Here is a 12,370-nt window from a genome sequence, read left to right as displayed (position 1 = left end):
CCGTGCCCGCGGCCGGGGGCATTGCCGACGTTCCACGTGAAACGTCCGACCGTCCCCTGCCGCGTGTTCTGCTCTTGCTTCCCAATCCGACTGACAGACAAAAGGATCTGACGTGAGCGACGACCTGCCTCCCAACGAGCCGCCCGAGTCCACCGACGGGCCCGGCACCGACGGGGACGACGTCACCCAGACGCCCGAGGAGAACGTCGACGCCCGCGCGGTGGTCGCACGCGAGCCCGGCCAGCACGACCGCGTCGAGCCGGTCGACCTCAACGCCGAGATGCAGCGCAGCTACATCGAGTACGCGATGTCGGTCATCGTCTCGCGCGCGCTGCCCGACGTCCGTGACGGCCTCAAGCCGGTGCACCGACGCATCGTCTACGCCATGTACGACGGCGGGTACCGCCCCGACCGCGGCTTCAACAAGTGCGCGCGCGTCGTCGGTGACGTCATGGGTCACTACCACCCGCACGGCGACTCGGCGATCTACGACGCCCTCGTGCGCCTCGTGCAGGACTGGTCGCTGCGCTACCCGCTCGTGCAGGGCCAGGGCAACTTCGGCTCGCGCGGCAACGACGGCGCGGCCGCCCCGCGGTACACCGAGTGCCGGATGGCCCCGATCGCCATGGAGATGGTGCGGGACATCGAGCAGGACACCGTCGACTTCGTCCCGAACTACGACGGCAAGACGATGCAGCCGGCGGTCCTACCGAGCCGCTTCCCCAACCTGCTCGTCAACGGCTCGGCCGGCATCGCCGTCGGCATGGCCACCCAGATCCCGAGCCACAACCTGCGCGAGGTCGCCGCGGGCGCCCAGTACTACCTGGACCACCCGGAGATCGGGCGCGAAGAGCTGCTCGAGGCGCTCCTCGGCATCATCAAGGGCCCGGACTTCCCGACCGGCTCGCTGATCATGGGTCACCGCGGCATCGAGGACGCCTACCGCACGGGCCGCGGCTCGATCATCATGCGGGCGGTCGTCAACGTCGAGGAGATCAAGAACCGGCAGTGCCTCGTCGTCACGCAGCTGCCGTACCAGGTCAACCCCGACATGCTCGCGATGAAGATCGCCGACCTCGTCAAGGACGGCAAGATCGCCGGCATCGCCGACATCACCGACGAGACGTCGGGCCGCACCGGCCTGCGCATCGTCGTCACGCTCAAGCGTGACGCCGTCGCGAAGGTCGTGCTCAACAACCTCTACAAGCACACGCAGCTGCAGACGACGTTCGGCGCCAACATGCTGGCCCTCGTCGACGACGTGCCGCGCACGCTGCCGCTCGACGGGTTCATCCGGCACTGGGTCGACCACCAGATCGAGGTCATCGTCCGGCGCACGCGGTTCCGCCTCAACAAGGCCGAGGCCGACATCCACATCCTGCGTGGGCTGCTCAAGGCCCTCGACATGCTCGACGAGGTCATCGCGCTCATCCGCGGGTCGCGCACTGTCGACATCGCCCGTGAAGGGCTCATCGAGCTGCTCGAGATCGACGAGATCCAGGCCAACGCCATCCTCAACATGCAGCTGCGTCGCCTCGCCGCCCTCGAGCGCGAAAAGCTGCAGTCGGACCACGACGAGCTGCAGGCCCTCATCGACGAGCTCAACGCGATCCTCGCCTCGCCCGAGCGGCAGCGGCAGATCGTGTCCGAGGAGCTCGCAGCGATCGTCGACAAGTACGGCGACGACCGGCGCACCGAGATCATCCCCTTCGACGGCGACATGTCGATGGAGGACCTCATCCCCGAGGAGGACGTCGTCGTCACGATCACGCGCGGCGGCTACGCCAAGCGGACGCGTGTCGACCAGTACCGCGCGCAGAAGCCGGGCGGCAAGGGCGTGCGGGGAGCGTCGCTGCGCGGCGAGGACATGATCGAGCACTTCTTCGCGACCACCTCGCACCACTGGCTGCTCTTCTTCACCAACCTCGGACGCGTGTACCGGGCCAAGGCCTACGAGCTGCCCGAGGGCAGCCGTGACAGCAAGGGCCAGCACGTCGCGAACATCCTCGCCTTCCAGCCGGGCGAGCAGATCGCCCAGGTCATGGCGCTGCGTTCCTACGAGGCGGCCCCGTACCTCGTCCTCGCGACGAAGGCGGGCCTCGTCAAGAAGACGCGTCTGTCCGACTACGACTCGCCGCGCTCGGGTGGCCTCATCGCCATCAACCTGCGCGACGAGGACGAGCTCGTCGGGGCCTCGCTCGTCAGCGCCGAGGACGACCTCCTCCTCGTGTCCCGCAAGGGCATGTCGGTGCGCTTCCACGCCACCGACGGCCAGCTGCGCCCGATGGGCCGCTCCACCTCCGGCGTCACGGGCATGAAGTTCCGTGGCGACGACGAGCTGCTCGCGATGGCGGTCATCGAGGCCGGGACCGAGCCCGACGTCTTCGTCGTCTTCGAGAACGGCATGGCCAAGCGCACGGCCGCTTCGGAGTGGAACCCGAAGGGCCGGGCCACGCTCGGCGTTGCCGTCGCCAAGATCACCGACCGCAACGGCGACCTCGCCGGCGCCCTGACCACGACCGGTGACGACGAGCTGCTCGTCGTGTTCGAGCGCGGCAACCTCGTGCGCGCCACGACGGCCGGCATCGCCCGCAAGGGCCGCAACACCCAGGGCGTCATCCTCGTCAAGCCGGGCAAGAACGACCGCGTCGTCGCGATCGCGCGCAACCCGGAGAAGGAGGAGGCCGCGGTGGTGGGCGAAACGGACGCGTCGGGCGAAGACGACGGTTCGGGCACCGGCGGCGTGTCAGGAGCGGCCGCTCCCAGTGCGCCCGCTACGGTTCCCGGCCCCGATGGCGTACCGTCGGACGAAACCTCGGGTGACGAGGATGGTTCGTCCGATGGTGACAACGGAGGTGACGCATGAGCGCGACGAGCTCTGACCGCCCGCTCGGCGCGACGGGGTACGGCGCCGGTCCGTCCATGAGCAACGGCAGTCCGACGCCGGCCGGTTCGACGCCGTCGGCGTCCGGCCCCACGGGGTCCACGTCGTCCTCGCAGGCCCCGGCGTCGTCGTCGTCCGCGTCCGCGGCGACGAACGACGCGACGATGAGCTCCGGCGCCGACTACTACGGCAGCGGGTCGCCGTACTCGTCCGGTTCGACGACCGCGTTCAGCAGCTCGAGCGGCTCCTCCGGTTCCAGCGGCTCCTCCGGAGCGGCCCGCTCCGGTGGTTCGAACGACACCTCGCTGTCGCGGGGCGCGGTCACGACCCGCACCAGCCCGCAGCAGCGCGTCGGCGATGCCGCCGCGTCCGGCACCCCGGGCACCGGTCCCGCCACGGCCGCCACGGCTGCGGTGCGCCCGACCGGCGCCGCCCGCAAGGCCAAGGGCCCCCGACGCGTCCGCCTGGCGGTGGCCCGCGTCGACCCGTGGTCGGTCATGAAGATGAGCTTCCTGCTCTCGGTGGCGCTCGGCATCGCCGGCGTCGTCCTCACGGCCGTGCTGTGGATGATCCTGTCGACGATGAACGTCTTCACCGACATCGAGGGCGTGCTCCAGTCGCTGCAGACCACGACGTCAGACCCGTTCTCGATCAAGGACTACGTCGGCTTCGGCCGCGTCGTGTCGCTCTCGATCGTCATCGGCGTCATCGACGTCATCCTCATGACGGCCATCGCCACCGTCATGGCCTTCCTCTACAACATCTGCTCCGCCCTCGTCGGCGGCGTGCAGCTGACGCTGACCGACGACTGACGCGTCGGATCGAGCCCGTCCTGAACGGCCCCCGCCCCCACGGGCGGGGGCCGTTTTGGTGACAGCTGGGGGCATCCGGTAACGTTTCCCATCGCGTCCGGTCGTCAGCCCAGACGTCGGATCCCGACGGGTTCGACCAGGCGCGCGAAGGTGACGATGGGCCTATAGCTCAGACGGTTAGAGCGCTTCCCTGATAAGGAAGAGGTCGGAGGTTCAAGTCCTCCTAGGCCCACCATCACCGTCACCACGGAGAGGATTCACCGAATGCTCAAGCGTCTCGCCCTCATCGCTGGGGTTGTCGCCGGCATCGTGTTCGTGCGACGCAAGGCCAAGCAGCAGCAGGCCGAGCAGGACCTGTGGACGCAGGCCACCGACGACGTCTCGGCTCCCGCCGCATCGCCGGTCACCCCCGATGCCCCGGTTTCGCACGACGAGGCGACCACCTCGTCCTGATCCTCCCTGCTTCACCCGCCGGACGCGTCCGGCGAGCCAGGGGCCATGGCGCAATTGGTAGCGCACCTGCTTTGCAAGCAGGGGGTTAGGGGTTCGAGTCCCCTTGGCTCCACCACGACTGCCCCGTCCGCGGACGGGGCATTCCCATGTCCGACGGTGCTAGCTTCCCGATCCCGGAGCTGCCAAGCTGCCCGGCGTGGCCATCGAGTACGCGCGTTTCCAGCAGTCGTTCGTCGAGGCGACGCTGGCTCAGGCGATCGCCGACGTCGATGCTTTGGCGGTTGAACTGAGGACGGCACTCGAGAGCGCCGCGGCGTCGATCGATGCAGCGCACATCCACGGCGCCAGCAGTTCAGCCGTGCAGGCGATTGCCTCGCACATCCTCAAGGACCGCCTCGGTTTCTCCGAGGAGGTTCTGCTGACGCATGAGGACGGGATCGTCTCGAGACCGCGACCGGACTTCTTCTACTCGTCGGGCCCTGGTCGGGGGATCATCGCGGAGGTCGAAAGGGGTGGGACGGTGACGAACAACCACGACCTCAAGGACATCTGGAAGGCCCACATCGCTCCGGACGTGCAACACCTGTTCCTCCTCGTTCCGAATTCGAACTGGAAGGCATCCGGGCTTCCGCGCGAACGACCGTTCATGCGCGTGAAGCACCGCATGGGTGCGTTCTTCGGGGACCCCCGACGGGAGATCGACGTCCTGACGTGCCACGTCTTCGGTTACGGCGGTCGCGAGTTCGGGCTGGCCGACGCAGCCGAATGAACGGGGCGCGAGGAAGGGGCACCGGGTATCTCGCCACTGACACGCCTTTCGGGGCAGCCGCACAGCGTGCTCGGGATCCGGCTGACGTCAGGGTGTGCGTCTGGCTGGTGGAGGTCGCTACGGTGCCGCAGCACACCTACCGCCTGCTCCTGCCGCGCGCCGGGTCCTGACCGGCGTCAGTCCGTCACGGGCAGTGGGACGCGGAGCGTGCGCGTGCCCCGCAGGTCCAGGACCACCTCGTCGCGGATCACGGTCGCTCGCAGCACGACCGCACCGCACCCCCGACAGCGGGCCGTCGACCCCATGCCGGTCTCGTAGAGGACGAGCTCGGCGACGCACTGCTCGCGCCCGCACCCGACGCACAGCACCGTCGCGCTCGTGATGTCGACGCCGAACACCTCCCCGAGCCGTCCCGCCAGCATGTTGCCGTCGAGGGCCGGTGAGCCCCGGCCTTCCTCGTGACCCGTCATGTCACCCTCCACCCGGACCGAACCGCTCGGTCCTGATCGTGTGCTCGTCGTGGCCGAGGTCGACGAGCGCGTCCGCGACCGCGTCGACGAATCCGGTGGGCCCGCAGACGTAGACCCGTTGACCGGCCTGGACCGGCGCCCAGGTCGCGAGCTCGTCGGCGGTGATGCGGTGCGCGCCACGTGCGTCGCCCTCGGGTGCGGACCGCGTGTACGCGACGGTCACCGTCAGTCCGTCGTCGAGGCGACCCCGCCGCTCGAGCTCCGCGGCGTACAGCACGTCCTGCGGCGTGCGCACCGAGTAGACGAGGTGCATCGGTGCGGCACTGCCCGACTCGTGCCGGGCGCGCACCATCGCCATGAGGGGGACCAACCCCGACCCGCCGCCGACCAGCAGCACCGGATCGGCGGACGCACCGGCGTCGGGGCGCCACACGAACCAGCCACCGACCGGCCCGCGCAGCTCCACCGGGTCGCCGACGCCGTAGTCCCGCGCGAGGAATGAGGAGACCTCCCCGTCCGGCACCACCTGCACCGTCAGCTCGACCTGGGCGCCGTGGTCCGGCGCCGCCAGCGAGTAGGAGCGCTGCGCGGAGTAGCCGTCCGGTGCGGTGAGCCGCACGTCGACGTGCTGGCCCGGCAGGTGCCCGGGCCACTCGGGCACCCCGAGGACGAGGGTCACCGCATCCGGGGTCTCGTCCGTGCGGGACACGAGGTAGGCCACCTGCCACGTCACGCGGCCCATGCCGAGGCAGCCCTCAGTCTCCGGCGTAGCGCTGCTCGCGCCACGGGTCGCCGTACTCGTGGTAGCCCAGCTGCTCCCAGAACCCCGGCTCGTCGTTCAGGAGCAGGTCGATCCCGCTGACCCACTTGGCCGACTTCCAGAAGTAGAGGTGCGGGACGAGGAGCCGGGCCGGGCCGCCGTGCCACGGCTCGAGCGCCTCGCCGTCGAACTCGTGGACGACCCAGGCCTGCCCGTCGAGCAGGTCCTCGAGCGGCAGGTTCGTCGTGTACCCGTCGTAGCTGCGCACGAGCGCGAACTCCGCAGCGGTCTCGACGTCCTCGAGGAACGTGTCGAGCGAGACACCGCGCCACGAGGTGCCGAGCTTGGACCACTTCGTCACGCAGTGGATGTCGACGGTCGGCGTCTCCTGCGGGAGCGCCTGCATCTCTGGCCACGACCACGCGTGCACCTCGCCGCTCTCGGTCGTGACGGTGAACGACCACTCGTCGACCTCGACGCGTGGGGTCGGTCCCGCTTGCAGCACCGGGAACTCGTGCGTCAGGTACTGGCCCGGCGGCAGCTCGACGTCGTCACGTCGTCGTCCACGGAAGCCCGGCGTCACGATGCCCATGCGTTCTCCTCGTCGATCGTCGTTGCTCGGGCGGGTTCGGTCAGGGTCGGGTGGGTGCGGGGTCGGGCGGTCAGGGAGTAGTCGGCCCGGTAACGCGCGGGCCGGAGGTGGCTCGTGGCCATCGCCCGACGAGCAGAGCGGCCACCACGACGACGGTCGCGGCGACGATGCCGAGTGTCAGGTACCGGGGGTCGTTGCCGTGGTTGCTCGCGAAGAGCGATGAGGACAGCGAGCGATCCAGGACCACCACGCCCGAGGCCGCCAACCAGGCCCGCTCCGCCGTGACCGGGCCGATCGGGAGGCCGATGGTCGTCAGGGCCGCGGCGGCCCCGGCCCACATCCAGAACCACGCCACCCAGTAGGTGGGGGCGCTCGAGTCCTGCAGGAAGATCGCGAAGTCGAGCAACACGAGGACCCCGACCGCCGTGGCGACGATGACCGCGATGGTTGCCGGATCGGTCCACCGAACCTCGTCACGGTGGACCGACGACCGCAGCTGCGACGACAGGAGCGTCCCGACGGCCACGACGACCATGCAGACCGCGCCGAGGAAGCTGAGCCACCACCCCGGACCAGGGGCCGACGTCGTGCCGTCGCGGAGCAGTCCGATGGCTCCCAGGGTGTGGAGCACCCCGAGGGTCGTGGTGGGAAAGACCAGCGCGACCCCGATCGCCGGTGACGAGCGGCGGGCAAGCAGCGCGACCCCGGCGGCGACGGCCAGCACGAGGAAGCACACCACCTCGACGACGATGTCGTCCTCCGGGTTGGCCGCGGAGTCGCCGGCGCCCCACGGCGCGATGAGGCCGCCGACGACGACGAGCAGACCGGAGGCGACGGCCACCCAGCCGAGCACGGCCCGCAGCCGTGCGGCCGGCTCATCCACGTGGGACCGGGCGGCCCCCTCTGCGCGACCGGCCGAGGCGGCCGCCCCCGCGGTGGTTGCCGTCGGAGGACCGGGCGTCGACGGGGGGCGCACCGGTGGCTCGGTCTCCTGCGGCGGCGCCTCATCGGCGGACGACGGCGACGCCGCTTCCGAGGCGGCGATCGCACCGGGCGACCCTGCAGGCGGGTCCGGGGCGACGGGGACGAGGCGGCGGGCCGTGCCGGCCGCCACAGGCGTCGCGACGCCGTCCGGCGTCCTTGCCTCTACAGGCGACGCATTCTCGTCCAGGGTCGTGCCCTCGTCGCGCGTCCCGCCCGCAGGTCCGGGGGTAACCGCAATGACGGGCACACGAGCGGTGACGGGGACGGTCACCGAGCCGGTGGGGGCGGTCAGCACGAGCGTCCCGCTGAAGGGCTGCCCGGTGGGCGCGAACGTCACGACGACCTCGCCGTCCTCCACCTCGGCCGACAGTGGCGGGTCCGCCTCGACCGACACCTCGCGCGCGAGCGGCACGCCACCGAGCGCCAGGGTGCGTTCCACGTCGACCGACGCATCGGCGTCCAGCTCCCCGAGGTCGAGCGACGCCGGCGTCACCGACGGACGCGCCGCGTCGATCGCCGCCCGGGCGTCGTCGGCCACGGCGCGCACGTCGCCGGCCGCCACCGCCCGGAGGGCCTCGAGCGCACCGAGCGCGACGGCGAGGTCGGGGTGGCCGAGCCGGTCGCGCAGGTCGAGCACGGCGCCGCGCCGATAGGTCGGGTCGGGGTTGCGCAGGGCTGTGGCCAGCGCGTCGGGCAGGGGCGCGGCCTTGAGGCGTCGCCGACGGGTGCGGGCGACGTAGATCTCCCCCGACATCTCGATGTCGCGACCGGGCGTCTGCTTCGGGTTGGCCTCCCGGACGCGGTCGAACACGTAGTCGTAGAGCTCGTCGAGGGACACGAGCCCGTCCTCGTCGCGGTCGGCGTCGCCGGTGCGCAGGCCGTGGACGACGGCCGAGGTGAACACCGACGGTGGCGCCTCGTGCTCGGCGGTCAGCGTCGTGCCCTCGAAGGCGTACTCGATGGCGCTCGACGCGCTGATGACCGCGCGCCCGCGCCCACCGCCCAGGCGTCCCTTCGGGAAGGCGTCCATGACGTTGACCGGACCGGCCGCGCGCACCGTGACGCCCTCGCCGAACGCGCCGCCGTAGCAGCAGTCGAGGAACAGCACGATGCTGTGGGCCCGCGAGCCGCGCATGCACCGCTGGACGAAGTCGGCCGGCACCGACGAGGACGCGAGCCGGTCCGGACGCGTGTTGCGGGCCGCGATGAACAGCTCGCCGGAGTCGCTCTTGAGCCCGTGGCCGGAGAAGTGCAGCAGGACGAGGTCCTCGGGGCCGCTGTCGGCGAAGAGGTCCTCGATGTGGGCCTGCACCTCGTGCGACGCCGCGTTCTGCACGACGTCGACCTCGAAGCCGCCGACCTCGGGGTCGCCGAGCACCTCGCTCAGCGCCACGGCGTCGGCGGCGGCGGAGCGCAGCTGGCCGAGGGCCGCGTGGTCGTAGGTGTCGGTCGCCACGACGAGCGCGCGGCGTCGCCCGGTCATGCCGGGGCCTCCGTCCCGTCCACGTGCTGCAGGAACACCTGGAGCAGCCGGGCCTGCTCCTCGGCCGACGCGTCGGTCAGCTCGAACACGTCGCCGCCGACCTCGATCCGCACCGAGCGGGCGTCGCCGGTGCCGCGCCGCAGCCAGCCGCGCAGCGACGCGACGAGGGCCGTCAGGCCGCCGGAGCCGAAGACCGCCACGGCGAGGGCGCTGACGGTGGCCGTGTCGACGGCGCGAGAACCGGGCGCCGCTTCGACGGGTGCGGACCCGCTGCTCGACAGGGGCTCCACCTCGTCGAGGTCACCCAGCTCGGTGCGCAGCTGCCGGTGGAGCGAGTCGAGGCGTAGACCATCCGCCCCCGCCTCGGACAAGGCCACCACGACCGTCGCGCGCATCTCGCCACCTCGCAAGTGCCGTTTCCAGAACAGTACGCGCGTGGTGCCTCCGCGATACAGGTTCCCGGCACGGCCGCCCGGGCGACGACGCCACTCGCGACGTCCGCCTACATGCGCGAAAGCCGGCCGCACACCGGGTTGGGTGTGCGGCCGGCCTCGAGCCGTGCTGCCCGTCAGGGCAGGTGGATCGTCAGCGTCCGGTTCTCGCCCTCCGCGAGGGTGACGCGGGTGGCCCCGGCTGCGGTCGACGCGCCGTCGTACCAGGCCTCCTGACCCGTCTCCGCGTTCTGCAGGTGGATGCGGTACTCCCCTGCCGGCAGGACGACCGGGTTGAAGGTGTTGCCACCGAAGACGTCGAAGTCGCCCATGTGGCGGCCGGTCGGGCTCTCGACGAAGCCGATCCATCCCTCACCGGCCGGAGATCCGTCGGCGTTGAGGAGCTCCCCGGAGATGGTGCTGGCCTGCGCCAGCTGGGCCGAGAAGCTCCCCGCCTTGCCGGGCTTGATCGTCAGGGGCGTGGCCCCCTCGAACGACGTGGAACCGCCGACCCACTCCGGGGCCCACGGACCGACGCCGTACCCCGTGTAGGCGACGGGGCGGTACGTGCCGGCGGCGATCGGGCCGACGGTGTAGCGGCCGTCCTGGTCCGTGGTGGCGCAGTCGAAGCACTCGCCGCTGCGGTCCATCAGGTCTCCCCGCGGGTTCACGGTGGCACCGGCCACCGGCTTGCCGAACGGGTCGGTGATGCGGCCCGAGATCGTCACCGGCGGGTCGATCTTGACGTTGCGGATCGTCTTCGTCGTGCCGGCCTTGACGGTGACGAGGTCGGCCTGGGCCTGCGTGTCGGCCTTGAACGCCCACACGTCACCCGAGGGGTACGGGCCGTAACCCATGCCCAGGTGCACGGCGTACGACCCGGCCGGGAGCCCGGCGATCGTCCAGCGTCCGGAGGCGTCGCTGCATGTCCCCACCTGACCCTCGACCCGCGCGCCCGCGTGCCCGACGTACGCGTCGGGGCACGCGCCCTGCAGCGGGGTACCGAGCTTCGCGTCGATGGCGAGACCGGTGATCGTCGCTGCCGGCGCCAGCGAGGCGTCGATGGTGCGGGTGTCGCCGGAGTGCAGCTCGACCGGGGTCGCGTGGGCTGCATCGGGTGCGCCGTCGTGGACCTCGGCGACGTATCGTCCGTTGGGGTCGCTGAACCTGATGCCGAAGGAGCCCTCGTCGGGGACCGCGACCGAGTAGGCGCCGGTGTCGTCGGTGCAGGCGGATGCCACCGTGTCGACCCAGTCGGCGACGGGGAGCCGGAAGACGTCGACGCACGCGCCGGCGACCGGGGCTCCCGTCGCATCGGCGCGCACCATCCCGGAGACGGTCGCGTCCGCCACGAATCGATCCGACGCGTCGACGGTCTCGCCGGAGGTCACGCTGAAGACGTGTGCGGAGTCCTGCGAGCGCGCACCGAAGAGCCACTGGAACGAGCCCTCGAGGTAGGCGTTGACCGTGTAGTCACCGGGCGGGACCACTGCACGCCAGGAGCCATCCTGTTCGGCCCACGCATAGGTGGGCTCACCTCCGTCGACGGGCTCGATCGTCACCGAGGTGCCCCCGGCCGGGGAGCCGTCGGATCGCGTCATCCTGCCGGCCAGGATGCCTCCCGGCGCCAGGGACACGTCGACCACGGCCGGCGTGGTGAACGCGGTCGCCTCGTCGACGGAACGAGCATCCTGCGCCCACTCTCCGAGGTGCACGCCGTCGTAGGACTCCACCCGCAGCTTGTAGTCGGTGGCGTCGTCGAGCCCGAGGATCTCGTAGTGACCCGACCCCTCGGGGTCGTCCGACGTGCAGTCGCTCCCGAGCTGGGCGCCATCGGAGGCCCGGACCGCGGTGACGCATGCATCGAGTCCCTCGCCCGTGTCGTCACCCACGATCCGCCCGCTGATCGCCGGTGTCGCGGGGACGCTGAGCACCTCGTCGAGCGTCGTCGTGTCGGTCCGTGCGGGCACCTCGATGACTGCGGCAGTGGCCCGCGACGCAGCGCCGTCCTCCCACTGGTCGAAGCCGTATCCGAGGTAGCGCACCTGATAGCTGCCGCCCGGCAGGTTGAGGCGCCAGCGACCGCCATCGAAGGAAGAGGCGACGGCGGCAGCCCTGTTCTGACCGACGGGGTAGAAGCTGACGCCGGCGTAGTCGGCCGGGGATCCGTCGGAGAAGCTGATGGCGCCCGACACCTGGCCGTCCGGTTGCCACGCGAAGTCGGCGGTGCCGGGAGCGGTGAAGCGCGCCGCCAGGTCCTCGCTCTGGACGCCGGGAAGCCATGCCGTGGCGAACCACCGGTCAGAGCCCCGGTAGTTCGCGAAGACGATGTACTGCTGTCCCGGCGTCAGGTCACCGACCTCCCAGTGGCCGGCCTCGTCCGTGCAGGTGACGCCACCGGACGTGTCGTCCGGGTCCAGCGTGGAGACGGTGACGCAGACCTCGAGAGGATCGCCGGTGTCGGCCGCGGTGATGGTGCCGGACAGCGTGGCCGGCTCGGCGTGGGCCGGCGCGACGACGACCGACGACGCGAGCAGCGCCCCGGCCAGTGCCACGCCCACGCGCTTCAGTGCTGAACGCATGTGAGTGCTCTCTGTGAGTCCCCTGTGCCGCGGCTGCTGCCGAGGCGAGCAGAACGTAGCAGCGCGCAGCGACAGGATCGGGCCTCGGCGACCGGCGATCGTCGCGACTGCAGGTTCCTGCAACGGCGGCATGCGGCGACGCGGCAGCCC

General features: G+C 71.1%; 10 protein-coding genes and 2 tRNA genes. 6 read left to right on the top strand and 6 right to left on the bottom strand.

All coding sequences use genetic code 11. The annotated features are described in order from the left end of the window. Positions 1 to 112 precede the first annotated feature (112 nt). The 6 genes from gyrA (at position 113) to RY076_RS00995 (ending at position 4,918) form a co-directional block, all read left to right on the top strand. Entirely contained in the window at positions 113 to 2,866 is a 2,754-nt protein-coding gene (gene gyrA / locus RY076_RS01020) for a DNA gyrase subunit A (RefSeq protein WP_413785719.1), read from the top strand. After that, positions 2,863 to 3,696, top strand: a complete 834-nt coding sequence (locus RY076_RS01015) for a DUF3566 domain-containing protein (RefSeq protein ID WP_323095494.1) — start codon at positions 2,863 to 2,865, stop codon at positions 3,694 to 3,696. Before gyrA ends, RY076_RS01015 begins: the two co-directional genes overlap by 4 nt. A 158-nt stretch (positions 3,697 to 3,854) precedes the next feature. Next, positions 3,855 to 3,931 (top strand) — tRNA-Ile (locus RY076_RS01010). A gap of 29 nt (positions 3,932 to 3,960) precedes the next feature. Further along, on the top strand, positions 3,961 to 4,149 hold the full coding sequence (locus tag RY076_RS01005) for a DLW-39 family protein (protein WP_323095492.1): 189 nt from the start codon (positions 3,961 to 3,963) through the stop codon (positions 4,147 to 4,149). Positions 4,150 to 4,188: 39 nt separating this feature from the next. After that, positions 4,189 to 4,264 (top strand) — tRNA-Ala (locus RY076_RS01000). Between the two features lie 81 nt (positions 4,265 to 4,345). Continuing rightward, complete coding sequence (locus tag RY076_RS00995) at positions 4,346 to 4,918, top strand: hypothetical protein (protein WP_323095490.1); 573 nt, start codon at positions 4,346 to 4,348, stop codon at positions 4,916 to 4,918. A 176-nt stretch (positions 4,919 to 5,094) separates the two neighbouring features. Here the strand turns inward: RY076_RS00995 and RY076_RS00990 are convergent, their stop codons facing one another. The 6 genes from RY076_RS00990 to RY076_RS00965 form a co-directional block, all read right to left on the bottom strand. After that, the gene (locus tag RY076_RS00990) at positions 5,095 to 5,388 is read right to left on the bottom strand and encodes a DUF6510 family protein (RefSeq protein WP_323095489.1); all 294 of its coding nucleotides are present in this window, start codon (positions 5,386 to 5,388) and stop codon (positions 5,095 to 5,097) included. Position 5,389: 1 nt separating this feature from the next. After that, positions 5,390 to 6,130 carry a ferredoxin reductase gene (locus RY076_RS00985; RefSeq protein ID WP_323095487.1) on the bottom strand — a complete coding sequence of 247 codons (741 nt, stop codon included), beginning with the start codon at positions 6,128 to 6,130 and terminating at the stop codon, positions 5,390 to 5,392. Between the two features lie 13 nt (positions 6,131 to 6,143). After that, the gene (locus RY076_RS00980; protein WP_323095486.1) at positions 6,144 to 6,740 is read right to left on the bottom strand and encodes a molybdopterin-dependent oxidoreductase; all 597 of its coding nucleotides are present in this window, start codon (positions 6,738 to 6,740) and stop codon (positions 6,144 to 6,146) included. A gap of 70 nt (positions 6,741 to 6,810) precedes the next feature. Further along, positions 6,811 to 9,207: a caspase, EACC1-associated type gene (locus RY076_RS00975; RefSeq protein ID WP_323095485.1), complete on the bottom strand. Its 2,397-nt coding sequence runs from the start codon at positions 9,205 to 9,207 to the stop codon at positions 6,811 to 6,813. Beyond that, positions 9,204 to 9,602, bottom strand: coding sequence for an effector-associated constant component EACC1 (locus RY076_RS00970; RefSeq protein ID WP_323095484.1), 399 nt, complete (start codon positions 9,600 to 9,602; stop codon positions 9,204 to 9,206). Before RY076_RS00970 ends, RY076_RS00975 begins: the two co-directional genes overlap by 4 nt. Positions 9,603 to 9,775: 173 nt before the next feature. Beyond that, positions 9,776 to 12,220, bottom strand: a complete 2,445-nt coding sequence (locus tag RY076_RS00965; RefSeq protein WP_323095482.1) for an MSCRAMM family protein — start codon at positions 12,218 to 12,220, stop codon at positions 9,776 to 9,778. Positions 12,221 to 12,370: the final 150 nt, after the last annotated feature.

The sequence above is a fragment of the Intrasporangium zincisolvens genome, assembly GCF_034724055.1.
Classification (GTDB): Bacteria; Actinomycetota; Actinomycetes; order Actinomycetales; family Dermatophilaceae; genus Monashia; species Monashia zincisolvens.
The sequence above is the reverse complement of the archived record's forward strand: the minus strand, read 5'-3'. Positions and strand labels throughout refer to the sequence as shown.